General features: G+C 60.0%; 20 protein-coding genes. 18 read left to right on the top strand and 2 right to left on the bottom strand.

Features of this window, described 5'->3' with window-relative positions:
• The first annotated feature begins 167 nt into the window (after positions 1–167).
• The 6 genes from BLU26_RS14530 (at position 168) to BLU26_RS14555 (ending at position 5,546) form a co-directional block, all read left to right on the top strand.
• Entirely contained in the window at positions 168–347 is a 180-nt protein-coding gene (locus BLU26_RS14530) for a DUF2292 domain-containing protein (RefSeq protein WP_092287592.1), read from the top strand.
• A gap of 232 nt (positions 348–579) precedes the next feature.
• A complete protein-coding gene (locus BLU26_RS14535; protein WP_092287593.1) occupies positions 580–1,596 on the top strand; it encodes a sulfate ABC transporter substrate-binding protein in 1,017 nt (338 codons plus the stop codon).
• 65 nt (positions 1,597–1,661) lie between these two features.
• Entirely contained in the window at positions 1,662–2,483 is an 822-nt protein-coding gene (cysT, locus tag BLU26_RS14540) for a sulfate ABC transporter permease subunit CysT (RefSeq protein WP_197674575.1), read from the top strand.
• Between the two features lie 13 nt (positions 2,484–2,496).
• Positions 2,497–3,420 (top strand): sulfate ABC transporter permease subunit CysW, encoded by a 924-nt coding sequence (gene cysW, locus BLU26_RS14545; RefSeq protein WP_092287595.1) that lies wholly within the window; start codon positions 2,497–2,499, stop codon positions 3,418–3,420.
• Positions 3,417–4,499 (top strand): sulfate/molybdate ABC transporter ATP-binding protein, encoded by a 1,083-nt coding sequence (locus BLU26_RS14550; protein WP_092287596.1) that lies wholly within the window; start codon positions 3,417–3,419, stop codon positions 4,497–4,499. Before cysW ends, BLU26_RS14550 begins: the two co-directional genes overlap by 4 nt.
• Positions 4,500–4,655: 156 nt before the next feature.
• Entirely contained in the window at positions 4,656–5,546 is an 891-nt protein-coding gene (locus tag BLU26_RS14555) for an alpha/beta fold hydrolase (protein ID WP_092287597.1), read from the top strand.
• A 163-nt stretch (positions 5,547–5,709) separates the two neighbouring features.
• Here the strand turns inward: BLU26_RS14555 and BLU26_RS14560 are convergent, their stop codons facing one another.
• Positions 5,710–6,912, bottom strand: coding sequence for an alpha/beta fold hydrolase (locus BLU26_RS14560; protein WP_197674494.1), 1,203 nt, complete (start codon positions 6,910–6,912; stop codon positions 5,710–5,712).
• A gap of 497 nt (positions 6,913–7,409) precedes the next feature.
• Between BLU26_RS14560 and BLU26_RS14570 the strand changes: the two genes are divergently transcribed.
• The 4 genes from BLU26_RS14570 to BLU26_RS14585 all read left to right on the top strand — a co-directional run bounded on the left by BLU26_RS14570 (position 7,410) and on the right by BLU26_RS14585 (position 11,674).
• A complete protein-coding gene (locus BLU26_RS14570; protein WP_092287600.1) occupies positions 7,410–8,483 on the top strand; it encodes an amidohydrolase family protein in 1,074 nt (357 codons plus the stop codon).
• A gap of 8 nt (positions 8,484–8,491) precedes the next feature.
• Positions 8,492–9,676, top strand: a complete 1,185-nt coding sequence (locus BLU26_RS14575; RefSeq protein WP_231701956.1) for an amidohydrolase family protein — start codon at positions 8,492–8,494, stop codon at positions 9,674–9,676.
• 3 nt (positions 9,677–9,679) lie between these two features.
• Positions 9,680–10,921 carry an NADH:flavin oxidoreductase/NADH oxidase family protein gene (locus BLU26_RS14580; RefSeq protein ID WP_092287601.1) on the top strand — a complete coding sequence of 414 codons (1,242 nt, stop codon included), beginning with the start codon at positions 9,680–9,682 and terminating at the stop codon, positions 10,919–10,921.
• A 138-nt stretch (positions 10,922–11,059) separates the two neighbouring features.
• Complete coding sequence (locus BLU26_RS14585; protein ID WP_407920354.1) at positions 11,060–11,674, top strand: TetR/AcrR family transcriptional regulator; 615 nt, start codon at positions 11,060–11,062, stop codon at positions 11,672–11,674.
• 35 nt (positions 11,675–11,709) lie between these two features.
• On the opposite strand, the gene BLU26_RS14590 is transcribed toward BLU26_RS14585, so the two are convergent.
• Complete coding sequence (locus tag BLU26_RS14590; RefSeq protein WP_197674495.1) at positions 11,710–13,329, bottom strand: bifunctional 3-(3-hydroxy-phenyl)propionate/3-hydroxycinnamic acid hydroxylase; 1,620 nt, start codon at positions 13,327–13,329, stop codon at positions 11,710–11,712.
• 239 nt (positions 13,330–13,568) lie between these two features.
• Between BLU26_RS14590 and BLU26_RS14595 the strand changes: the two genes are divergently transcribed.
• From BLU26_RS14595 to BLU26_RS14630, 8 genes are all read left to right on the top strand, one after another.
• Complete coding sequence (locus tag BLU26_RS14595; RefSeq protein ID WP_092287604.1) at positions 13,569–14,660, top strand: VOC family protein; 1,092 nt, start codon at positions 13,569–13,571, stop codon at positions 14,658–14,660.
• A gap of 90 nt (positions 14,661–14,750) precedes the next feature.
• The gene (locus tag BLU26_RS14600) at positions 14,751–15,710 is read left to right on the top strand and encodes a fumarylacetoacetate hydrolase family protein (RefSeq protein ID WP_092287605.1); all 960 of its coding nucleotides are present in this window, start codon (positions 14,751–14,753) and stop codon (positions 15,708–15,710) included.
• Positions 15,710–17,608, top strand: coding sequence for an acyl-CoA synthetase (locus tag BLU26_RS14605; RefSeq protein ID WP_092287606.1), 1,899 nt, complete (start codon positions 15,710–15,712; stop codon positions 17,606–17,608). Before BLU26_RS14600 ends, BLU26_RS14605 begins: the two co-directional genes overlap by 1 nt.
• Before the next feature lie 89 nt (positions 17,609–17,697).
• Positions 17,698–19,524, top strand: coding sequence for a DUF1302 domain-containing protein (locus BLU26_RS14610; RefSeq protein WP_092287607.1), 1,827 nt, complete (start codon positions 17,698–17,700; stop codon positions 19,522–19,524).
• Between the two features lie 9 nt (positions 19,525–19,533).
• Positions 19,534–20,895, top strand: coding sequence for a DUF1329 domain-containing protein (locus BLU26_RS14615; RefSeq protein WP_092287608.1), 1,362 nt, complete (start codon positions 19,534–19,536; stop codon positions 20,893–20,895).
• Between the two features lie 120 nt (positions 20,896–21,015).
• Entirely contained in the window at positions 21,016–22,995 is a 1,980-nt protein-coding gene (locus BLU26_RS14620; protein WP_092287609.1) for an arylsulfatase, read from the top strand.
• Between the two features lie 66 nt (positions 22,996–23,061).
• The gene (locus tag BLU26_RS14625; protein ID WP_092287610.1) at positions 23,062–23,847 is read left to right on the top strand and encodes a crotonase/enoyl-CoA hydratase family protein; all 786 of its coding nucleotides are present in this window, start codon (positions 23,062–23,064) and stop codon (positions 23,845–23,847) included.
• A gap of 88 nt (positions 23,848–23,935) precedes the next feature.
• Positions 23,936–25,732, top strand: a complete 1,797-nt coding sequence (locus BLU26_RS14630) for an acyl-CoA dehydrogenase (RefSeq protein WP_092288511.1) — start codon at positions 23,936–23,938, stop codon at positions 25,730–25,732.
• The last annotated feature ends 154 nt before the right edge of the window (positions 25,733–25,886 follow it).

A 25,886-nucleotide genomic window follows, 5' to 3' on the forward strand; every position in this document is an offset into this window, starting at 1 on the left:
GCCACGCCCAGAGGGCAGACGGCTGTTGAAAGGGCAGAAACGAAGCTGCTCTCTTATCTCTAAAAAGAATATAAAAATAAATAAACAGTATTTATTTGAATAAAGGTTTTATGGCTATGATCTGCCGGTCGACACATGGTGTGTCGCGCCAACTACAGGAATCAGCCATGACCGCAACCAACAAACTTAACGCGGCGGTGGATGATCAGCAGGTTATTGCCGTGATTGCCGAGGCCTTGCGCAGCATTCAGTTCGGCGCGCTGGAAATAACTCTGCACAACGGTCAGGTGGTACAGATTGAGCGCAAGGAAAAGCTGCGTTTTCAACCGCCGGCCAGATCGTCCTGAGTTAACCCGGCGACGGGATCAACCAAGTTTTACAACAACGCATCACCACCGACTGGACCGCCAGAGGTAGCTGACCAATCTTTACCTCAGGAGCACCTTATGCACCAGTCCATCGCTTTGGTAACACCTCGTTTCTCTGCTCTGCATCAGCTCTGTCGAATGTGTCGCCCTGGCACCTGAATTCGGCAGCACCCCTTACTGATTGCACTGTTGCATAGAGAGAGAAAGCACCATGAAAAATTCCTTGCGCCACACCCTGATCGGTGGCCTGGCTACGCTGTTTGCCGCCTCGGCGTCAGCCGCTCAGATTGAACTGTTGAACGTATCCTACGACCCGACCCGCGAGTTTTATCGCGAATACAACGCCGCATTCAGCCAGCACTGGAATGGGCTGACGGGTGATGAGGTGAAAGTGCGCCAGTCCCACGGCGGTTCCGGCTCGCAGGCACGCGCGGTGATCGATGGCCTGGATGCCGATGTGGTCACCCTGGCGCTGGCCTATGACGTGGATGCGCTGCGTCAGCAGGCGGAGCTGATCCCTGAAGACTGGCAAAGCCGGTTGCCGGACAACAGCGCGCCCTATACCTCGACCATTGTGTTGCTGGTGCGCAAGGGCAACCCGAAAAATATCCACGACTGGGACGATCTGGTGCGCGACGATGTGGCGGTGATCACCCCCAACCCCAAGACCTCCGGCGGCGCACGCTGGAATTACCTGGCTGCCTGGGGCTACGCGTTGCAAAAGTTTGCTGGCGATGAAGACAAGACCTACCAGTTCATCAGCAAGTTGTTCCAGAACGTGCCGGTGCTGGACTCCGGCGCGCGTGGCGCCACCAACACCTTTGTGCAACGCGGGCTGGGTGATGTGTTCATCGCCTGGGAAAACGAGGCCTTTCTCGCGGTAGAGCAGTTGGGCAAGGGCGAGTTCGAGATAGTGGTGCCTTCGGTGAGCATTCTGGCGGAGCCGCCGGTGACCCTGGTCGACAGGAACGTGGATCGCAAGGGCACCCGCGAGGTAGCCGAAGCTTACTTGCAATACCTCTACAGCGATGAGGCGCAGCGGCTGGCGGGCAAGCATTACTACCGCCCGTCCAACCCGGCCATCGGCAAGGAGTTTGCCGATAGTTTTCCGCAGGTTGAGCTGTTCAGGATCGACGAGGTATTCGGCGGCTGGCAACAGGCGCAGGAAACCCACTTCAACGATGGCGGCAAGTTCGACAGCATTCTGGAAGCCATCTCCCGGCGCTGAACACGAGCTTACCAACCAACCCGGGCGACCATCGCCCGGGACTCCGCTTGAGGTGATTTATGTCGCTGACGAGAAGGCGCCGCGTTATACCCGGCTTCGGGTTGACCATGGGGTTTACGCTGTTTTATTTGAGTTTCATCTTGCTGATCCCGGTCGGCGGCTTGCTGCTGTACACCTCGTTGATGAGTTGGGAGGACTTTTGGCAGGCGATCAGCCACCCGCAGGTGGTGGCCTCGTACAAATTGTCGTTCGGCGCATCGCTGATCGGCGCCTCTATCAACCTGGTGTTTGGTGCGCTGGTGGCCTGGGTGCTGGTGCGTTACCGCTTTCCGGGCAAAAAGCTGGTCGATGCCCTGGTTGATCTGCCCTTTGCGCTGCCAACGGCAGTCGCCGGTATCGCTCTGGTGACGCTGTATGCCAGCTCGGGTTGGGTTGGCCAGTATCTGCAGGTGGCCGGCATCAAGGTGGCTTACACCCAATTGGGTGTGGTGGTAGCGCTGACCTACATAGGCTTGCCCTTTGTCGTGCGCACGGTGCAGCCGGTGCTGGAAGACCTTGAGGCCGAGCGTGAGGAGGCCTCGGCCAGCCTGGGCGCGAGCCGCTTTACCACCATCAGACGGGTCATTTTGCCCTCGCTGCTGCCGGCCTTGATGACCGGTTACGCGCTGGCGTTTGCTCGCGCGGTGGGTGAGTACGGCTCGGTGGTTTTTATTTCCGGCAACATGCCCTATCGCACCGAAATCACCCCCTTGCTGATCGTCGCCAAGGCCGAGCAGTTTGACTACCACGGCGCTGCGGCTATCGGCACGGTCATGCTGCTGGCGGCGTTCGCGCTGCTGTTGCTGATCAACGGTCTGCAGTGGTGGACCGCAAGGCGTGGCGTATGAGGGGGAGAATCGCATGACAACAAAAACCGCAACTGGCTACCTGGTGCGCCACGAGGCCAATCCGCAGCTCGCCGCGCGCTGGCGCCGGGCGACCGAAGAGCCGGCCTGGGTGCGCTGGACCCTGATAACCATTGCGCTGACCTTCCTTGCGCTGTTTCTGGTCCTGCCGCTGCTGGTGGTGCTGTATGGCGCATTCGAGCAAGGCCTGAGCGTCTGGTTCGCGGCGATCAACGAGCCCGATGCCCTGGCAGCGATTCGCCTGTCTTTGCTGGTGGTGGTGATCGTAGTGCCGATCAATGTGCTGTTCGGCGTTGCCGCAGCCTGGGCCATCGCCAAGCACGAGTTTCGCGGCAAGCCGATTCTGATTTCGCTGATCGACATGCCCTTTGCCATCTCGCCGGTGGTGGTGGGGCTTATCTTCGTCATTCTGTTCGGCTCGCAGGGCTGGCTTGGGCCCTGGCTAGCAGCCCATGACCTGCGCATCATTTTTGCGGTGCCGGGCATCATCATCGTGATCGCGTTCGGCACCATGCCCTTTATTGCCCGCGAGCTGATCCCCCTGATGCAGCAACAGGGCAAGGAAGAAGAAGAGGCATCGCTGACGCTGGGCGCCAACGGCTGGAAGACCTTCTGGTACGTGACCCTGCCCAATATCAAGTGGGGGCTGATCTACGGAGTCATCCTGTGTAACGCCCGCGCGCTAGGCGAGTTTGGCGCCGTGGCGGTGGTCTCCGGGCGAATTCGCGGCGAGACCAACACTATGCCGCTGCACATTGAAGTGCTCTACAACGAATACCTGTTTACCGCCGCCTTTGCCGTGTCGTCGTTACTGACCGGGCTGGCGCTGGTGACCATCGCAATCAAGAGTTTCGTCGAATGGCTGGATGAACGCAGCCGCGAAGCTACCGCTATCAGCCATGAAGGGGCCGCGTCATGAGTATTGAAATTGATCAGGTGAACAAGCGTTTCGGCGATTTTGTGGCGGTGGATAACGTCAGCCTCAGCTTGAACGACGGCGAGCTGACCGCGCTGCTGGGGCCGTCCGGTTCCGGCAAGACCACCTTGCTGCGGATCATCGCCGGGCTAGAGCAGCCGGACTCGGGCCGTATTCGCTTTCAGGGCCAGGACACCACCGATCTGCACGTCAGTGATCGCGGTGTGGGCTTCGTATTCCAGCACTACGCGCTGTTCAAGCACATGAGCGTGTATGAAAACGTCGCCTACGGCCTGACGGTCAAACCTCGCAGCCAGCGCCCAAGCAAGGCCGAGATCCGTAAGCGGGTGATGCACCTGCTGGAGATGGTGCAGCTGGACTGGACCGCAGACCGTCTACCCTCGCAGCTGTCCGGCGGTCAGCGTCAGCGCATCGCCCTGGCCCGCGCGCTGGCGGTCGAGCCGCAGGTGCTGCTGCTGGATGAGCCCTTCGGCGCGCTGGATGCCAAGGTACGCGCCGAGCTGCGCAGCTGGCTGCGGCGGCTGCACGATGAGCTGCACGTCACCAGCGTGTTTGTCACCCACGATCAGGAGGAAGCGCTGGAAGTGGCAGACCGCGTGGTGGTGATGAACCACGGCGCAGTTGAACAGGATGGCCAGCCGGAAGCGGTCTACGACCACCCAGCCAACGCCTTTGTTTACGGCTTTCTGGGGCAGGTAAATCGCTTCAATGCGCAGGTGCAGGGTGGCGTTGCCCGCATTGGTCCGCTGCAGTTGCCGGCAGCGGAGTTTGCCGGTCAGGCAAACCGCCGGGCCACCGCCTATGTACGCCCCCACGACATAGACGTGTTGGCCACGGCGCAGCACGGCGCCCTGCCTGCGCAGATCGAGCAGGTGTTGATTGTGGGCCCGCATGCGCGGCTGGCGTTGCGCACGGCTGAGGCCGAGGAAGCGGTGAAGGTAGAGCTGTCGCGCGCACGCTTTCGCGAATTGGGCCTGCAGCAGGGCGCAGATGCCTGGCTCAAGCCGCTGTACTCGCGGGTGTTCCTGAACGACGACCAACTGGCTGACGCACTGGACTAAAGGGCCTCGGCTCGGGCCGTTGCTTTTTATGTATTATGGTTATAATTTAAAGGCGGTCTGTTGTTGCACCTGGGGCGCTAATTTGGATGCAAGCTGTCTTCAGCCGAACATTCACCGCGCGCTGGCGCGCTTCATCTGCCTGTTACAGGAGTTGCTATGACCATTTCATCCGCCAAGCACAGCAAGACCGCCACTGGTGCCGCACTGGCCACCTTCGAGGCATCGGTAGAGCATCATTACGCCGATAACCGCGGCGTGCGCATTCACTACGCAGCCGCCGGCAGCGGGCCTTTGCTGGTGTTTTTGCACGGCTTTCCGGATCACTGGCTCGGCTGGTGGCAAGTGATGGACAGCCTACGCTCGGACTACCGCGTGGTGGCGCTCGATATGCGCGGCTACAACCTGAGCGATCAGCCGGCTGAGCCGCAGGCCTACGCTGTGAGCGAGTTGGTCAAGGATGTGCGGGCGGTGATCAACCACGAGGGTGCTGAAAGGGCGACCATCATCGGTCACGATTGGGGCGGCTTCGTCGCCTGGCATCTGGCCATGGACATGCCCGAGCTGGTTGAGCGCTTGGTGGTGCTCAACATGCCGCACCCCTGGGCCATCTCGCGCGAGCTGGCCAGCAACCCGGCGCAGCAAAAAGCCAGTGAGTACGTGACCTTGTTCAGCCATCCACAGGCGCATCTGCAGTTCCCTCGCGAGCGGCTGGCAGCCTGGGTCACCGACCCCGCCTTCCAGGCCCGGCAGCAACAGGCCATGGACAACTCATCGCTCAATGGCATGCTCAATTACTACCGGGTGAACTGGCCGACGCCACCCTGCAGCCAGCACGCCGCCCCGCCCCCCAAGGTGCAGGCGCCCACCTTGCTGATGCACGGCCTGCAGGACCCCTACGCACTGCCCGCCGGGCTGAACGACGTGTGGCAATGGATCAACAACACGCTGGATATCTACACCCTGCCCGAGGCCGCGCATTTCATTCAGCATGATCATGCGCCTGAGGTGACGGCGCGTTTGCGGGCGTGGTTGGCGCGGGGAAGTTAATTGGTTGGGGCAGTGGAATGCGCTGAGATTTATTCCCATTACATTTTGCATCAGCCTGATGCGAGGGCGGCCCGAAGCGGCTGTCTTTTGTTTTGGTGTAAAGCTCGGATACTGTCCGATAAGACTGTGCTCAGCCTTATCGGACTGAGCACAGTCTTAGCTCTTAGAGCTCTTCTGGTTGGAAGAAGTCCAATAGTATCCGCAAAAATTCCTGCGGGTTATCTAGATGCACGACGTGCTCGGCGGCCACCTTTACGTAGGTGCCGTTCTGCAGCAGTGACGCGGCCTGGTCTGCTTCTTCCTGACTCATGGCGCCGTTCAGCGTACCGTCTTCCATAATCTCGGTGTTGGCGTGCAGCAGCAGCGTGGGTGCGGTGATCTGCATCAGCGCGGTTGCGTGATCAAAGCCGTAGTTCCAACTGCCATCGTAGAATGCGGCGCCGAACCGTGGGTCGTATTGATCAAGCCCACGAAGCAGAAGACGCACTATGTCATCTTTGATAATGCCAAGTTCGATTGGCTGGTTCGGATGAGTCAGCCGGTAGGCTTTGATGGTCTGCTTGAGAATGAACGGGGAGCCGACGCCGATGTTGTTGCGAAAGAAGTCGGCGTTGCCATCAATCCAGTACAACAGGAAGTCGTCCGGGTGGTCCACGGTCGCCGCTTCGTGGCTGGTCCGGAACGCACGGTAGGCAATGGTCTCTGTAATGCGCGGATACTCGGAAGAGAAGAGCGGAGGGTCTTCGAGCAGAACCGAGGTAACTAGCTCTGGCCGGTAGGCCGCCAACCAAGTGGCCAGAAGACCGCCGGAAGAGTTGCCGGTTATGTATACCGGCTCCCCAATCTCGTTCTCAATGAAGTTGGCCAAGTCTGCGCCAATCTGATCGGCATTCATTGGGTAGTTTGCCGGGGTTACAGTCTTGCCGTGCCCGGGATAGTCAATATTGAAGACGTGGAAGTGCTGAGCCAGCTCTGGCATGACGCGACTATAGCTGAACCAGTCCATGAGTTGGGCGTGGAGTAGTACCAGCGGAGGCCCATTGTCCGGCCCTTCAACATAACTTAACTGAACCTGATTGACTTGGGCGGTCTTCTCTACGTAGCCCGCGTCGGCGACCAGTTGATGGTAGGGGTCGACGTAGTTACCTGGCAGTGTTATCGCTGCGCTGCTTGTGTTGATAAAGAGGGCATGTCCGATAAAAACGGTAGCGGCAGCCATGGTTTTCCACAACGTGCGTGGGCGTTTCTTGCGTTGTTGCTTCCGGTCACTAAAGGGGACTTGTATTTTTAGCATTGTCAATCCTCCTGCTTTTGATTGTGTTCCACCGCTGCGCTGCAGACGGCGGATGACGGTAACGCGGCGCATACCTCTGCTGTTGAGTAGGCGGTGCACCAACTGATCTCTGGTTCGTATTTTTCCTCCCGGTTGTTTTTCTTGCTCTGCCTGTCAGGGAATTGGACGTCTTCCATCCATACGCTGACGGCTGGCTTAAATATTAGACCAAAACATAACAATTGAACACTGATGTCCATTTCTGATAATTTGCAAAAGCAAGTTATTCGATCATGCCGCTCGCTTTTTTTTGGCCGCAAGGCAAGGGCGAGCTAGATGCGGTGATGCGCCGATTGGAAGTGGCTGCTGCTTTCCGTCTGCCGGCTCGGAGTAGCTTGGTCGCTTAAGCGCTTGCAGTGTGCTGGCAACCTTCTTGCTGTTGATTGCAGGTAGCGGAGCCGGGCTGAAGCGAGTGCCTACATAATAAAAATCACTACCCAGAGGCTGTGCCATGCCCTTACTTTTGATTTCGCCGCGGTCCAGCGGCCGTTCGTCTTGGACCGGCACCCTTACGGTTTTGGGGGGCTGAAATGACAATCAAGCAGGGACTGATCGACGTCCACCACCACATTATTCCGCCGCTTTACGCCGAGGCGTTGCGCAAGTACGGACTGGATCTGCACGCCGGCATGCCGCTGCCGAAGTGGTCGCTTGAGCAGTCGCTGGAGGTCATGGAGATCAATGGCATCCAGTACGCCGTGACCTCGTTGACCACGCCCGGCGCGCATCTGGGCGGCGGCGTACAGCAGGCGGCGACCCTGGCGCGTCAGTGCAACGAGTACGCCGCTGAGCTACGCCAGCAGCAGCCGACGCGTTTCGGCAGCTTTGCGCTGCTGCCGCTGCCGTTCACCGAGGCCTCCTGCGCCGAGGCCATTTACGCGCTCGACGTGCTGGGTGCGGAGGGGGTGGTGGTGTTTAGCAGCAATGACGGCGTATTTCTTGGCGATCCGTCGCTGGATGAGCTGATGGCCGAGCTGGACCGCCGCGCGGCGGTGGTGTTTGTGCACCCCAACCTGCACAAGACCAGCGAGGAGCTGGGCTCGCCGCTGCCGGGCTTTCTGGTCGAGTTTCTCTGTGACACCACCCGCGCGGCAGTGAACCTGATCTTTAACGGCACCCTGCAGCGCTACCCACGCATTCGCTGGATTCTGGCCCACGGTGGAGGGTTTCTACCGGCGATCAGCGGTCGCCTTCAGGGCCTGGAGCAAACCGAGCGTTACCAGGCGCAGGGGCTCGACAGCGTCGACAGTTATCTGCGGGGTTTCTACTACGACACCGCGCTCTCGCCGTCGCGCTATTCACAGGTGGCGTTGAAGCACCTGGTGCCGCAGACGCAGATTCTGTCTGGCTCGGATTTTCCCTTTGCCCCGGCGCCGCTGACGGCGTTGCAGCGTCAGACGTTGGACGAGAGCCCGTTGTGGGATGAGCGTCAGCGCTACGCCATTTATCGCGGCAACGCCATTGGCTTGTGGCCGGCACTGCGCCAAGCCGACGAGCAACCGGTTGCCGAGCCCATCGTCGTAGACGAGCCCTTCGCCCTGCGTCTCAAGCGCAGTTTGTCCAAACCCGTCGCGTCGCTGGTCGACGGCGTACGCAGCCGCTGAGGGTCGTCATGAAACGTAGAGAATTTGTTACAGGCATGGGCCTGCTGATGGGCGCCTCTATGCTGAGTCGTGGCGTTTTTGCATCGGGCATAGAGCCTGGGCTGGCGGTGAGTGAGTTACGGAACGGCGCGTCTGGCACCACGTCTTCGTCGGCATTGGCCGGGCACTTTGATGTGCACCAGCAGGTTATTCCGGCGGCTTATGTCGCTGCGTTGCAGGCCCGTGGAATCGACCACTTTGCCGGCCGCACCCTGGCGGTCGACTCCGCTGGGCAGGCGCTGTCGGCGTTAAGTGCGCAGGGCAGTGGCTGCGCCTTGCTGTCGCTGCCGGCGCCGGGTGTCTGGCTCGGCGACGGCAAGGGCGCGGCGCAGCTGGCGCGCGACTGCAACGATCAGTTGGCCGCCTTCGCCGCGCAGCAACCCCAGCAGCTCGGCTGGCTGGCGGCCTTGCCGCTGCCGGATGTCGAACAGGCCGTCGCTGAGGCCGCGCGGGCTCTGGATCAGCTGGGGGCGGATGGCGTTGCGCTGATGGCCAGTGTGGACGGGCGCTTTCTGGGGGATAGCGAGTTTGACCCGTTGCTGGCGGAGCTGAATCGCCGCGAGGCGCGGGTTTTGGTGCTGCCCAACCTGCACCCAACGAGCGCCGAGTTGCAGCTGGATGTGCCGGGGTTCGCGGTTGAACAGGCCTGCGATCTGACCCGTGCAGCAGTCAATCTGGTGCTGTCTGGCAGCATGGAACGTTACCCGGCGATCCGCTGGATTCTCGCTGAGGGTGGCGGCTTTTTGCCCTACGCTGCCTGGCGGGTGTCGCTGGCCAACGCGATGCCTGGCTTCGCTGACTTGGCCCCCCAGGGCGTGATGACCTACCTGCGGCGCTTTTATTTTGCCACCTCCAGCCTGGCGCTGCCGGCTCTGGCCGTGCTGGGCGAATTGGTCGAGCCAAGCCGCGTCCTGTATGCCCGTGCTGATCAGGCTGCGCCGCCGCTGGCGAAGGCGCAGCAAGTGGGTATCTGGTCGGCGGCGGAGCTGGCCGGTATTCGGCGCGGCCACGCGCTGAGCCTGTTTCCGCGTTTTGCGCAGCCGGGTGAGGGGGTGGTGCCGGCGCCGGTATTTACCTCTGAAACTTCCCTGCAGCGGCTGAAGCGCGCCGCTGCCCAACCGCTTGCCGCGCTGATGCAGCGCATGAAGGACTGACCCATGACCGACCTGTTCCAACCGCTCACTCTGCCCAACGGGCAGCAGATTCCCAACCGCCTGGCCAAGGCTGCAACCGAAGAGAATCTGGCGGACAGCGAACACCAGCCTGGCAGTGCGCTGCGCACGCTTTATGGCACCTGGGCCGACGGCGGCGTGGGGCTGATTATTACTGGTAACGTGATGGTCGACCGTCATGCGCTGACCGGGCCGGGGGGGGTGGTGCTGGAAGATGACCGCCAGTTGCCAGCGTTCCGCGCCTGGGCGAAGGCTTGCCGCAGCCACGGCGCGCAGGCGTGGATGCAGATCAACCATCCGGGGCGTCAGATGATGGCGGCGCTGGGCCAGCCGGCGCGCGGCCCCTCGGCAGTGTCGGTAGCAATTCCGGGCATGGAAAAGCTGTTTGCGGTGCCGCAAGCGCTCACTGAAGCCGAGATCGAAGGGATAATCCAGCGTTATGTCAACGCAGCCAAGCTGGCCGAGCAGGCAGGGTTTGCCGGGGTGCAGATTCACGCCGCGCACGGCTATCTGTTCAGCCAGTTTCTCTCACCATTGACCAACCAGCGCAGCGATCAATGGGGCGGCACGCTGGAAAACCGCGCGCGCATTCTGCTACGTACAGTCGATGCAGTGCGCGCGGCGGTGTCGCGGCAGTTCTGTGTGGCGGTGAAACTCAATTCGGCGGATTTTCAGCGCGGTGGCTTCGCGGTGGATGACGCCATTGCCGTGGTGCAGATGCTCAACGAGCGGGCGGTGGACCTGATTGAGCTGTCGGGCGGCAGCTACGAGAGTCCGGCGATGCAGGGCCAGTCCCGCGATGGCTCTACCTTGGCGCGCGAGGCTTACTTCCTGACCTTCGCTGAGCAGGTGCAGCAGGTCGCGCGCATGCCGCTGATGGTGACGGGCGGGGTGCGGCGGCCGCAGGTGGCACAGCAGGTGCTTGATAGCGGCATTGCCATGGTCGGTATGGCTACGGCCCTGGCGCTGCAGCCCGATCTGCCCAGGCGTTGGCGCAGCGGTGAAAGGATCGCGGTTGAGCCGGTGCGGGTGAACTGGAAAAACCGCACCCTGGCGTCGGTGGCTACCCAGGCTATCGTCAAGAAGCAACTGGTGCGGCTAAGCCAGGGCAAGCCGACCAAGGTCAAGGTGTCGCCGTTGCTGGCGCTGGTGACCAGCCAGCTGAAAATCAAGCGTCAATCAAAGCGCTACCGTCGCTGGGTCGCGGACGTCGACCAGCGGGATTGAAACCAGCTGCGTGCCGGTCTGTTGGATGGGGGCTGTATGCTTGCAGGGTTTACGGGCTAATCTGCAGAATCGAGATCAACGCCTTGAACTAATTTGAACATTGTTGTTCAATCTTGCCCAGTCCAACATAAGGCACGCATAGAACCCATGACAGCAGCACAGCGACGCATCCACGAGGCCGCCCTCAAGTTATTTGCCGAAAAGGGCATTGGCGAAGTCAATGTCAGCGCCCTTGCCGAGGCCGCCGGGGTCGCCCGGGGTACCATCTACAACAATCTGGACAGTATTGAGTCACTGTTTGAGAAGGTGGCCAAGGAATTGAGCGAGGAAATGATCGTGCGGGTGGCGCTGAGTCTGCCTGCCGACGTTGAACCTGCGCAGCGGCTTGCCACCGGCATCCGCTTCTATATTCGCCGGGCGCATGACGAACCCAGTTGGGGGCGTTTTTTGGTGCGCTACGGATTCAGCTCCGAGGCCCTACGCAGCATGTGGTCTGGTCAGCCGCTCGCTGATCTGCAGGATGGCCTGCAGCGTGGTGCCTATGACTTTGAGCCGGAACAGGCTACGTCAGTACTGGCGCTGATCGCCGGTGGCGTGCTGACTGCCATGATCCTGGTGCAGGAGGGGCGCAAGACCTGGCGCGATGCCGGTAGCGATGTGGCGGAGATGCTGCTGCGGGCGGTCGGGGTTGAGTCGCGGCAGGCTCAGAGCCTGGCCCGCGACGAATTGCCGGCGTTGGTTGAGGCGGCCTGACCGGGCGCTGTGTGCCGCGGCCGGACAGGCACGTTTCACTCTGTTTCCAGTTGACGCAGGCATGAGCTGAGCAGGCGGTTGGCATCGCCATCCTCGGCGCAAGCCATGATGATGCGGTCGGGGCGTACGACACAGAGCATGCCTTCGGGTGCTTTATCCAGCAGGCTTTGGGGAGCTTGCGCCACCATCGTTCCTGTTCCTGTTCCTGTTCCTGTTCCTGTTCTGGCGCAGCTATCGTTTTGCCGCGCCAGTTGCACGAACCCTCCGCCCATCTGCTCCCAGCGTCGGCGCAGGCTTGGCCCCAGATGTCGAGCGGGATCACTCTGAAAGCCGACCAATGTAAGCTGGTCGTCGAGCAAGCTGTCACTCAGGGCAATGTCACCAGTGGAGAGTCTCACGCCGGCCTGTGGAAACAAGCCGCCACAGATCAGCTGTCCACGCTGTTTTGCAGGGATAAATAGCCCCTGTTTGAATACGTTCTTGGGCTTGATCTCCATTTCCTCGAAACGCCGCCTGGCCGCGGGGATGGTGCGCATCAGCTTCATCATGCCGTGCGACAAAATAGCCGCCGGCACGGTGCGCGGCATCACCAGTTTGCCCATGAACTTGGCCAGGTTGATCATCTCGTGGGCGTGCGGGCGCCGCTCTTGGTCGTAGCTGTCGAGGATGCTCCGTGCGACGCGTCCCTGTAGTACCCAAGCGAGCTTCCAGGCCAGGTTGGCGGCATCGCGCAGGCCAGCTACCAGCCCCTGACCGACAAAGGGTGGGGTGATGTGTGCGGCATCGCCAATCAGAAAGATATCGCCCTTGCTGAACGCGCTGCAGCAGCGCGCGTGAAAGCGGTACACCGCCTTGCGCTCGATCTGCAGCTGATCGGCGGGTATCCAGCGTGCCAGTAGCTTGGCGACCTGTTCGCTGCTTTCCATGTAGGCCTGGTCTTCGCCGTCGCGCAGCATGAACTCCCAGCGCTCGCGTCCGCCCGGTGCCGGCATGTGCGGGGTCGGGCGGCGGTGGTCACAGAGAAACTCGACGTGGTCGATCGCCTTGCCCTCGCGGCCACGGGCGTCGACGATCAGCCAATTCTCGCTGTAACTCTCGCCCTCGAAGTCCTGCCCGATCAGGCTGCGAACCAGTGAGCTGGCGCCGTCGGCGCCGACCACAAAGCGTGCCTCAAGTTGGTGTTCAATGCCGTTCTCGTCGCGCATCCGGGCGAGCACGCCCTTGGCTTGCTGCTGCAAATCAAGTAGCTCCAGGCCGGTTGCGGGGCGCACGCAATCGTAGCTGGCGTAACGTGCGCGCAGAGCGTGTTCAAGGTCTGGCTGATAGAAGGTCACCAGTTTGGGGTGGCCGTCCAGGCTGCCGCTGGTATTGGCGCGGCTGAACTCGCCCAGCATCGGGCAATGCATGCGTACCTGCGGAATCACAATGCGCTCGAAGGCGTCTTCGCTGAGACCCATTTGCTGCAGGATGCGCAAGGCCTCGTTGTCCAGCGCGATGGCACGTGGCATCAGCAGGACATCATGGACCTTGTCGATGACCAGAGTATTGATGCCCAGACGGCCGAGCAAGGTAGCCATGCCGGCGCCAACCGGACCGTTGCCGACCAGCAGCACGTCCACGGAGGTAGGCAGGGGGGCGGAGTTTTTATTGTTCATTTGCAGACCCATCTCAAATCGGTTTTGAAAACGTCGCGGAGTGCGATGTCACTTGCAAGGCGCCCAAGGGTGGGTTCGACTTGTCGATGGCGTCGAGTATAGGTTGATGTTGACTAAAATTGAACACTGTTGTTCAATTGCGCTGTCGCGATGATGAGGCAATCGCTGCGAGCAAGCTGCCGCAAGCCAGGTGCCTCGTCATGACGCAGTAAATCTCAGTCCCAGAGCCGAGAAGAAAAATGACAATAGACAACGCTCCAGTCGCCTTGCGCTGTGAACAGCCACGTCGACACCCGCACCCGACCGTTAAGGCGCAGGCGATCACGCACTTGATATTCGAGCGGCCTGACCTGGATCGAGCCGAAGCCTTTCTGACTGATTTCGGATTGATCCCGGTCAGCCGCGTTGCCGATTGCCTGTACTTTCGTGGCACCGGTGCTGCGCCTTATGTCTACCGCGTTCATCGCGGCAGCCAGGCGCGTTTCGTCGGTTTCGGCCTGAGTGTGGACAGTGTTGCTGATCTGGAGCGCCTGGCCGCCTTGCCGGGTGCCTCTGCGATCAAAGACAGTCCGCATCCGGGGGGTGGGCATGCGCTCAGCCTTAACGACCCATCCGGCTTTCTCGTGGAAGTACTTTCCGGGCAGCGTCGGGTACCTGAGCTCGCGCATCGGTCGGCCCTGGCGTTCAATGCAGTTGATGCGCTACCGCGCATCAACAGTACGCAGCGGCCGCCTATTGCTCCGGCAGAAGTTATCCGGCTGGGGCATGTAGTGCTGGAATTGGCGGATTTTCAAGCCACCTGTGCCTGGTACACCCAGCACTTCGGCTTCATTCCCAGCGATGTACAACTGCTGCCAGACGGCTCTCCTGCAGTCGCCTTCATGCGTTTGGATCTGGGTTCTACTCCCGCTGACCACCACACCCTGGCGCTCGCTCAGACCTTTATGGCTGCTTACAGTCACAGCGCTTTTGAAGTGGTAGACGCGGACGCGGTTGGTATGGGGCAACGGGTACTGGCTGAGCGTGGCTGGAAGCACGCTTGGGGTATGGGGCGACACATTCTCGGTAGCCAGATTTTTGATTACTGGCAGGACCCTTGGGGCGACAAGCACGAGCATTATTGCGATGGCGACCTGTTTACCGCCGAGCGTCCTACGGGCTACCACCAAGTTAGCCCCGACGCGATGGCCCAATGGGGTCAGCGCATGCCCAAGAGCTTTACCAAACCACGCATGAACGGTGCCGCCTTCAAGGCGTTGCTGGTCAACCTGCGGCGCAGTCCGGATGTGACGCTACGCAAGCTGATCACCATGGCCCGGATGTTCGGTTAATGCAGCGTTCCCCTTGTTCTGGCGGCCTGCGTCAGACACCACAACAACAAAAGCTCGGCACGCCTGGCGGCCGACAGCGGAGTAAGCGTTATGGCAATCAATATTGTGCGATTTGAACATCAGGGTGTGGTCGGCTGGGGTGTCCTGCAGGGCATCCAGATTGCCCGGGTTGAAGGTAACTTTGCGACTACCGGCGACTTTATCGCAGGCACCAGCTTGGCGGCTCTCAAGGCGCTGGCGCCAGGGCAACTGGCGGTCAGCGAGGTCAAGCTGCTGTCGCCGGTCACCCGCAACCAACAGTTTGTCTGCCAGGGCGCCAACTACCGCCAGCACATGATCGAGTCCGGCCTGGATCCGGACGCCAAGCACTACAACATGATCTTCACCAAGGCGGCGAGCTGCATCGTTGCTGCCGACAGTGATCTGATCAAGCCCAAGGGCGTGCGCTTTCTCGATTACGAAGTCGAATTGGGGCTGATCATCAAGCGTGAGATCACCGGGTCGGTCAAGGTGACCGATGCTAACCTGCTGGACTATGTGGCCGGCTTGGTGGTGGTCAACGACTACTCAGCGCGCGATGTGCAGATTCCGCAGATGCAGTTCTACAAGGGCAAGAGTTTCCGCACCTTCGGGCCGGTTGGGCCCTACCTGTGCCTGCTCGAACCGGGCGATGCCGGTTATCTGAAAAACCTGAATCTTTCGCTCAAGGTCAACGGCCAGAGCCGCCAGGCAGACAGCACCGCCAACATGGTGTTCGGTCCGGCCGAGACGCTGACCGAGCTGTCTGGAGTGCATGATTTTGCGCCGGGTGACCTGATCGCCACGGGCACGCCGCACGGCTGCGCACTGACGGTGCCCTCTCCGGCCAAGCAGCGCCTTGCTGCTGCTCTGTTGTCGCCGGCCAAACGCATGCAAACCTTTCTGAAAATGCAGGAGGCGCGGGCTAACTATTACTTGAAAGCGGGTGATGTGGTTGAAACCGGTATTCGCAGTGCAGATGGCGTGATCGACCTCGGTGTTCAACGCAATCGCGTGGTGGAGCAGGGCTGATGGCGACCCGGTGTCTGGCGGATATCCACACCATCGAGCAGGTGCCCTTGGCCAGCCGTAACTTGCCGGCCAGTACCTACGCGGCACTGCGCGCGGCTGCGGATCGTCACCCTGCCGCGCTGGCGCTGCGCTTTGTACCCGATGTGCGAGACCTGCAGGCGAGTCATGCCTGGAGCTACAGCGAATTACTGGCCGAGATCACCCGTGTCGCTAATACGCTGAACGCAATTGCTCTTGGTAAGGATGATGTCGTCGCCTTCCTGTTGCCAAACCTGCCGGAAACCCACTTCGTGATCTGGGGCGGCGAGGCGGCTGGCGTAGTGATGGCGGTCAATCCGTTGCTGGAGGCAGAACAGATTGCCAAGCTGTTGCGTGCTGCCAACGCCCGGGTTGTGGTAACGCTGGCGCCCACTCCAGGTACCGACCTGTGGGAAAAAATCAGCAGCATCGCTGACGATCTGCCCAGCGTAAGCCATTACTTCTGGGTCAGCATGGCGCCCTACGTCGCCCCGGCTCAGCGCGAAGCCTTGCAGCAACTGGGCGAACAGCGGCGTGCCGAGCATGCCGCACTGGATATTCGCTGGCTGCATCACAGCATGCAGGCGCAGGCGGCTGATGCCCTGGATAGCGGGCGGGACATTCAAGGGTCGGACCTTTCCTCGTTATTTTGCACTGGCGGTACCACAGGGCTGCCGAAGATCGCCCGACGCACCCATGCCAGCGAGGTATTCAATGCCTGGGCCATGTCGGAGAACCTGCAGCCGCAGGCCCAGGGCCAGGTGTATTTCTGCGGGCTGCCACTGTTTCACGTTAACGGCCAGCTGGTTACCGGGCTGATGCCATGGATGCGCGGTGATTCAGTGCTGATCGGCAGTGCGAAGGGCTATCGCGGTGACGGCGTTCTGGAGAACTTCTGGGCACTGGTCGAACGTTATCGGGTGAGCTTCTTTTCGGGTGTGCCGACGGTCTACTCCAGTCTTTTGCAGTACCCGGTGGGTGGCCGCGACATTGGTTCGCTGAAGTACGCATTGTGCGGCGCAGCTCCAATGCCAGTGGCACTGTTCAATACGTTCGAGCAGGTCACAGGTGTGCGGATTCTGGAGGGCTACGGGCTCACTGAAGGGGCATGTGTATCGTCCTCTAACCCGGCGGATGGCGAGCGCCGCGTTGGTTCTATTGGTCTGCGCCTGGCCTATCAGCATATGCGCGCGGTGGTGTTGGATGACGAAGGTGGCTATCTGCGCGATGCCCCAACCAACGAAGCTGGCCTGTTGGTTATTCGAGGGCCCAACGTGTTTGCCGGCTACATCGAGGCGGCCCACAACCAGAGTGTCTGGATCGAGATCGACGGTGAGCAGTGGCTCAACACCGGCGACCTGGGGCGTCAGGACGCCGATGGGTATTTCTGGCTGACCGGTCGCAAGAAGGAACTGATCATTCGCGGCGGCCACAACATCGACCCGGGGCAAATCGAGTCGGTCCTGCAGTCGCATCCGGATGTTGGCCTGTGCGCTGCGGTCGGCAGCCCCGATGCGCATGCCGGTGAAGTGCCAGTGGCCTATGTCCAGCTGCGCGTTGGTGCGGTTGTAAGCGAAGCGCAGTTGCAGGCCTTTGCCTCTGAGCACATCAGCGAGCGGGCGGCTGTTCCCAAGCGTATTCATGTGGTCGAGGCGCTGCCGACGACCGCGGTTGGCAAGTTGTTCAAGCCAGCTCTGCAACAGCAGGAAATACGCAACACCCTACAGGCAGAAGTCGAGCGGGCGGGCCTGCGGAACCTTGGCTTTGACGTAGTGCAGGACGCCAGCAGAGGCTTGCTGGCGCGGATTGACGGGCAGGTTTCTGCCGCCTTTCGAGAGGCTATCGAGAGGTACGCTTTCAAGGTCGAGTGGATCGACTGAGACGCTGTCTGGTGGTTTCCGGTTGCTGTCTGGGAGTGGATGGCAGCAGGCGTGGTTGGGTTCAACATCAATAACAAGAAGGAAAGAAGATGAATACAAGAACAATATGTGCTTTTCCTGTCTTCCTCGGGTTGTGCGGCGTCTTTGCAACGCCGGCCTTTGCGCTGAATTTCACCCTGGGCGAGGTTGAAGGGCAGCTCGACTCGGTGCTGTCGATTGGCTCCAGCTGGTCGACCCAGTCACGCGAGCAAGAGCTGCTGGCATCCAGTGGCGATGATGGGCGCCGCAACTTCGACAAGGGCGATGCCTTTTCCACGGTTTTCAAAGGTATCCATGACCTGGATCTGCGCTATCACGACTCCGGGGTCCTGGTGCGTGGCCGCTATTGGTACGATTTCGAGCTGGCCGACGGCGATCATCCGTTCAAGGAGATCAGCGACGACGGCCGCGCGAATATGGCCCAAAGCTCCGGCTTTCAGCTGCTGGATGCGTTCTTCTATCACAACTACCAGGTCGGTGATCTGGGCGGTACCGTGCGTATCGGCCGGCAGGTGATCAACTGGGGCGAGAGTACCTTTATTCGTGGCGGCATCAATGGCATGAATCCGGTAGACATCTCGGCCCTGCGCCAGCCGGGCGCCGAGATCAAGGAAGGTTTGTTGCCGGCAAATACCTTCTTTATCTCCCAGGCACTGACCGACAGTTTCACGCTGGATGCTTTCTACCAATTTGAATGGCAGAAGACGGTGGTCGATAACTGCGGCACTTTCTTCGCTGCTAACGACTTCGTCGCCGACGGTTGTGGCGGCGCCACCGTTGGCCCGGTGCTGGACCAGAACGCCATTGCTCAGGCGGCGCTGAGCCCTTTTGGTGTCAACTTGACCAGCGAAGGTGTTGAAATCAAACGCATGCGCGACAAGGAGCCGCGAGACAGCGGGCAGTTCGGGGTCGCCGGGCGTTGGTATGTTGGCAGTCTCGATGCCGAGATTGGCGCCTACTTCGCCAACTACCATAGCAAGCAGCCCTACGTCAGCTCGCGCTTCAGTCCGAATGTGGAGGACACCGCGTTTGTACCGCAGCTGTGTGCCAACGTCGGGCTGGCAGGGCCAGCTTGTGGTGCGCTGATGGGCAGCCAGCTTGGGCCGGCACTGGTGGCGGCCTATCGTATGGGTACCGCCGGGTATTACATCGATTACCCCGAGGACATCCGTCTCTATGGCCTGAGCTTTAGCACTGCGCTGGATATTGGTACCAGCCTGGCGGGGGAGATCAGCTACCGGCCAAACATGCCGATCCAGCTCAACTCCGTGGATCAGACCATCGCGGCCGTCGGCATTCCGGCTAACACCCCGTTGCTGTCATCGGGCGAATATACCGCGACCAATAACGGCTTCTTCAACGGCTACCAGCGCAAGGAAGTCACCCAGGCGCAGATGACCGCTATCCACATGTTCGACCGCGTGATGGGCGCTGATCGCTTTACGCTGATCGCCGAGGCGGGGGCAACCTATGTTGGCGGCCTGGAAGGTAAGGGCGGGCTGCGCTATGGCCGTGCCAACACCTTTGGCCAGGGCGAACTCTACCCCGATAACAGCTTGTGCGGCGGCCCCCATTGCAATGACGAGGGCTTTGTCACCGACTTCTCTGCCGGATATCGCATGCGCGGCGTGTGGGATTACAGCAGCCTGATTGCCGGGGTGGAACTGCGCCCAAGCGTGACCTGGTCGCATGACGTTTATGGCTATGCCCCCTCGCCAGGCTTCGAGGAAGGCGCCCGTGCCATCGCGCTGGGCGTTGATGCGACCTACTTGAACCAGTATGGCGCCGGTATCAGCTACACCAACTTCTTTGGCGGCAAGTACAACACTGCCGTAGATCGCGACTTTCTGTCGCTCAGCTTCAGCGTGTCCTTCTAAGGAGGCCCCATGAAAACCCGTATTTCCTTGCTTTCTGTACTAGCGCTTGCGCTGGCGGCTGCGCAGGCCAACGCGGCCGTGTCGGCTGATGAAGCCGCTCAATTGGGCGCAAGCCTCACACCCACTGGCGCTGAGCGTGCCGGCAATGCCGACGGCTCTATACCTGAGTGGACCGGCGGCCTGCCAGAGAACGCCGGCAGCGTGGATGCCGCCGGCCGCCCTGCCAACCCTTATGCTAACGAGCAACCGCTGTTTGTCATCACAGCGGCTAATATGGATCAGTACCAAGCTCTGTTGAGCGACGGTCACAAGGCCATGCTGCGCCGCTATACCGACAGCTTCCGCCTGCCGGTTTATGCTAGCCACCGCAGTGCGGCGTTGCCTCAGTCGGTCTACGATGCGATTGCGCAAAACGCCGTAAAGACCACCATGGTGGATGGTGGCGCCGGGCTGAAGAACTTCTCTATCGCCACGCCTTTCCCAATCCCCAAGGCGGCCAAGGAGGTGGTTTGGAACCACATTGGTCGATATCGCGGTGGCAGTGCACGCCGTCAGGTAATTCAGACAGCGCCGCTGGTCGATGGCACCTTTGTGCCGGTGCTGATGCAGCAGCAGTTCAGCTACCGCGACCAGTTGAAGGACTTTGATCCGGCCAACCCGGACAATGTGCTGTATTACTTCATGCAGGAAATCAAGTCGCCAGCGCGGTTGTCCGGCAGCATCGTGCTGGTTCACGAAACGCTGGATCAGGTCAAGGAGCCACGGCGAGCCTGGCTCTACAATGCTGGCCAGCGCCGTGTACGTCGTGCGCCGCAGGTATCCTATGACGGCCCTACTCCGGCCACAGACGGCCAGCGGGTTGCCGACAATCTGGACATGTTCAACGGCGCGATGGACAAGTACGACTGGGAGCTTAAAGGCAAGCGCGAGGTGCTGATGCCCTATAACAACTTCCAGATCGACTCTCCGAGCCTGAGCTATGACGATTTGATTCAGCCCGGACACCTCAACCCTGATGCCCTGCGTTACGAGCAGCACCGGGTCTGGGTGGTAGAAGCCACCCTAAAGCCGGACGAGCGTCATATCTACGCCAAGCGGGTGTTCTATATCGACGAGGACACCTGGCAGATCTCGCTGGCCGAGCAATACGATGCACGGGGACAACTGTGGCGGGTTTCGGAGGGCTTTATGATTCCACTGTATGACCGCAAGATTCCCTGGTTAGCCGCTGAGTCTATCTCTGACCTGCTCAATGGGCGCTATTCGGTATTCGGGCTGCGTAACGAAATCAACAGTCCGATCGAGTTCGGATTTACTGCCAGTTCATCGGAATACACGCCTAACGCGCTGCGTAACTCTGGCGTTCGGTAGTGCTTCTTGCTGCTCCGTTGCGGTAATTGCTGCGACGCTTTGCCGCCCGGTATCGGGCGGCTTTTTTTGCGTCAGGCCGTCTGGTACTGATGAAGGGCTTATATAACAAGAGGGTTTTGAATGTTCCGCTTTTGTGCGTTGTCCAGAGGCTGCCTCAAGCTGTCGATACTGCTGTTGTGTACCCTGACGGCCGTCACTGCGCAGGCTCGTTCTGAAAAGCCCAATGTGCTGTTCATCGTGGCCGATGACTTGGGCTTCAGTGATATCAGCCCTTTTGGCGGTAGCGAGATTCATACCCCGAACTTGCAGCGCTTGGCCGAGCAGGGTGTGGCATTTACCAACTTCCACACGCTGCCCACCTGCGCGCCCACGCGCTCGGTGCTGCTGACTGGCGCGGATAATCACTTGGCCGGCAAGGGCGCGCAAGTCATTACCCCGGAGCAGCAGGGGCACGATGGCTATGAAGGACACCTCAACGACCGTGTGGTGACCTTGGCTGAAGTGCTCGGCAAGGCCGGTTATCGCACCTATTTCTCTGGCAAGTGGCATCTGGGCGATGAGCCTGAATATGCGCCGTTCAATCGTGGCTTTCAGGAATCCTTTGCGCTGTTGCCAGGCGGTGCCAGCCATTACGCTGACATGCGCCCGCTGCATCCGGCTGAGCCTGTGGTCTATACCCGCAACGGCAAGATTGTTGATAGTTTGCCAGCGGATTTTTACTCAACCCGCAACTACACGGACTACCTGATTGACTGGCTGCAACGCGACGCTGCCAGTGATCAGCCGTTCTTTGCCTATCTTGCCTACACCGCACCGCATGACCCCTTGCAGGCACCGGAGGAGTACATCCGCAAATATGACGGTGTTTACGACGAGGGATACGGGAAACTGCGTGCAGAGCGCTACGAACGGCTCAAAGCGCTTGGTGTCTTCGCCGACGTGCCGCTGCCACCGTGGCCGGAGCTGATTGCCGAGTGGGACTCGTTGCCCGAGTCTGAAAAAGCCCTGCGACGTCGCGACATGCAGATCTACGCCGCCATGATCGATTACATGGACGAGCAGATTGGCCGCGTGCTCGACGTGCTGCAGCAGCAGGGCCAATTGGATAACACCTTGATTGTGTTTTTGAGCGACAACGGTGCCAACGGTACGCCACCGAAGATCTATCCGGCGCATACCCGCGCCTTCCATGAGAGCTTTGATAACAGCCTGGAAAATCGCGGTGCGCCTGGCTCTTTCGCCTCGCAGGGACCGGGCTGGGCGACGGCCAGCGGCGGTGGCCTGAACCTATTCAAGTATTTCGTCTATGAGGGTGGAATCCGCACGCCGGCCATCATGGTCTTGCCCGGTGCGCAGCAAGCGGGCATTCGGTCGGCTGCGTTCACGCACGTAAGGGATATCGTGCCCACGGTATTGGATGCTGTGCATCTCGTGCACCCTGGTCAGCAGGATTCTAGTTTGGCCCCGCTGGAAGGGCGCACGCTGCTTCCGCTGCTAAGGGGTAAGACTGCTTCGACGACACCCTACGAAGTGGGTTACGAGTTGCATGGCTCGCGTGCTTACATCCGCGATAATTGGAAGGTGGTGCAGTCGGCAATACCCGCTGGAACAGGGCAGTGGCAGCTGTTTGATTTGAGTTCTGATCCGGCTGAGGTAAACGATCTGGCAGGTGAATACCCTGAAAGGCTTGCTGAACTCAAGCGAGCGCAGGCCGCCTACGAGCAAAAAAACGGTGTGATCTACAGCCCACCAGGATTCATCAGCAAAGCGCAGATGCTCAGCGCCATCCTGCTCTGTTTATTGGCAGCGGGTGCATTGCTGCAAATACTGCTGCAGCTGCGCACTGGCAGTACAAGAAGTGTGTTGCGGCTGTTGTCTGCCGGCATACGGATAGCTCTATCTGCAGCGCTGCTGATGGATTGGCGTATTGGTCTTTTCTACTTGCTGTGCGGTCTGCAGCTGATTGATCTGTTGATGGCTTTACGGGGGCAGCGTTGGCTGCGTGCGCTACTTGGCGGTGGGTTGTTGCTGCTGGTAGTGGCGCTTGTCTGTTTACTGCATTCAGGGCTGGGTCTTTGGGTGCTTCTGCAGGACTACTGAGCAAGTGCTGCTGTATCCAAGTGTATTGATATATCTCAGATGGGCGCAGAGACAGGGGCCGGATAGATGAATGACAAAGTTTGCCTGACCTGTCAGGGCGACGTGCTTTGCATTGGGCTTAACCGGCCTGACAAGCTGAATGCCATGGATATTGATCTCTATGTGCAACTGGCAGAGGCCTATGGCCGGTTGGATGGCGACCCTTCACTCCGCTGCGGCGTGCTCTACGCAGAAGGGGCTCACTTCACTGCCGGGCTGGAGTTGGACCAATGGGCTGAACAGTTCCGAAAGGGATGTTTCCCTAAGCTGCCAGCTGTCGCTTGCGATCCTTTCGGTCTGGACCCTGATCGACGGCTATCCAAACCCATGGTGGTTGCAGTGCAAGGTATCTGTTTTACCGCCGGGTTGGAGCTCATGTTGGCCGGCGATATCAGGGTCGCCTCCGAGGATTGCCGCTTTGGCCAGATTGAGGTGAAGCGCGGGCTTTATCCAGTGGGCGGCGCGACTGTGCGCTTTATCCAGAATATGAGCTGGGGCAATGCAATGCGCTACCTGCTGACCGGCGATGAGTTCTGCGCCCGGGAAGCGTACCGGCTTGGGCTGGTTCAAGAGGTGTGTGAGGTTGGTCAGGCATTCGAGCGGGCGCTAGATATCGCGCAGCGCATTGCCCGGCAGGCGCCGCGTGCCGTTCTGCAGACGCTGAGCAGTGCGCGGAAATCGCTGGATGAGGGCGGACTGGAGGCTATTGATCGGCTCATTCCCGATCTGCTGCCGCTCCTTGGTAGTGAGGACTTTTCTGAAGGCGTAGCTTCTTTCCTTGAGCGCCGGCCGGCCCGTTTTGTAGGGCGTTGAATTTTCTATGGTTAGCGCTGCCGCCCTGCCAGCAGGTGTGAGCCGCGAGCGACTGTATTTCAATTAGTTGGATTTCTACGAGGTAAATATGAGCATCAGGCTGCTGAACGAGCGCGAGCTGAACTTCCAGCTATATGAAGTGCTGGATACGGAAGCACTGCTGCAGCGACCGCGTTATGCAGAGCATGACCGCGCCGTATTTGACGCGACACTGGAAACGGCGCGGGCTATAGCGACCGACTATCTTGCTCCGCACAATCAGAAGGGGGACGCCAACGAGCCGACATTTGATGGTGAAAAGGTGACCCTGATTCCGGAAACCAAGGTCGCATGGGCTGCCTTGTCGCAGGCTGGCTTTCATGCCGCGCACCACGATGCAGAGTATGGCGGTTTGCAGTTACCAGAGGTAATTCTGCGTACCTGTGTGGCCTATTTTTCTGCTGCCAATATCGCCACGGCGGCCTATTCCTTTTTGACAATAGGCGCGGCTAACCTGGTAAAAAGCTTTGCCAGCGATGCCCTGCGCGATCGTTTTCTGCCGCCGATGCTGGATGGTCGTTACAGTGGCACCATGGCGCTGACCGAGCCAGGCCAGGGTTCGGCTTTGGGCGACATACGAACCTCCGCGCGCCAGAGCGCGGATGGGAGCTATCGCGTTTTTGGTCAGAAAATGTTCATTTCCGGTGGTGACCATGAGCTGACCGAGAACATTGTGCACATGGTGTTGGCACGCATAGAGGGCGCGCCAGCCGGGGTCAAGGGCATTTCCTTGTTTCTGGTACCCAAGGTGCTGGTGAATGACGCAGGTCATCTTGGCAAACGTAATGATGTGGCCTTGGCGGGGCTGCTGCACAAGATGGGGTATCGCAATACCACCTCAACGGTGCTCAGCTTCGGCGAGCAGGGCGGCGCGGTGGGATACCTGGTCGGTGAGCCCAATAAGGGCCTGTCATACATGTTCCAGATGATGAACGAAGCACGTATCGGCGTCGCCCTCGGTGCATCGGTCCTGGCGTACCAGAGCTACCTGCATGCGCTGGATTATGCCCGCGAACGCCCACAGGGACGAGCCCCTGCGAGCAAGGATCCGCTATCGCCTCAAGTGCGTATTGTTGAACATGCGGACGTTCGGCGGATGCTGCTGCAACAGAAAGTCTATGCAGAAGGCAGTCTGAGTCTGTGCCTGTACGCCAGCAGCCTGTTCGAGGACGCCCACACCGCGCCGACCGCTTCCGCCCGTGAAGATGCGGCCGAGCTGCTTGATTTACTGATCCCGATGGTTAAATCCTACCCGTCAAAATACGGCGTCCTGGCCTCGGATCTGGGTATTCAGATACTGGGGGGCTCAGGTTACATCCGTGAATACCCCTTGGAGCAGTACTACCGAGACAACCGTCTGAATCCTATTCACGAAGGTACCGAAGGCATTCACGGGCTTGACCTGCTGGCGCGAAAACTTAGCCAGCGCGGTGGCAAGGGGTATCGCCTGTTTCTGCAGGCTGCACGCAGCAGTATTGAAAGTGCCTCTGGCGCGTGTACTGAAATAGCCGCAGCACTGGCAGACGCGCTCGCTATCCTCGAACAAGTTAGTACTGACCTGCTGGCGCAGGTGAACGCGAATACAGATGCTGGGCTCGCCAACGCCACGGCTTATCTGGACTTATTCGGGCGAGTGCTGGTCGGTTGGATCTGGTTGCGCCAGGCCATGGTTGCCGACCGGGCGTTGGAGGCCGGCACAGGCAGCGATGAAACAGCCTTTTATCAAGGCAAAATCCATGCGGCGCGCTATTTCATGAACTGGGAACTGGCTGGTCTCGCGAGTCAGGCACGTTTGCTCAGTGCAGGAGACAGTTTGACCTATGACATGCAGGATAAGTGGTTTTAAGGAGGACTATTGTTGTTCGCTCATGGGCTTACAACCTTCGGGTCGTAGGGTAACCGAACTCTTGGTGTAACGAGTTGCGCAGTATCTGCTGCCGATGCTCCACAGCGAGGACTTTGCCGAAGATGTCGCGTCATTTCTGGGGCGCCGGGCTGCG

Source organism: Halopseudomonas sabulinigri (assembly GCF_900105255.1).
Lineage (GTDB): Bacteria > Pseudomonadota > Gammaproteobacteria > Pseudomonadales > Pseudomonadaceae > Halopseudomonas > Halopseudomonas sabulinigri.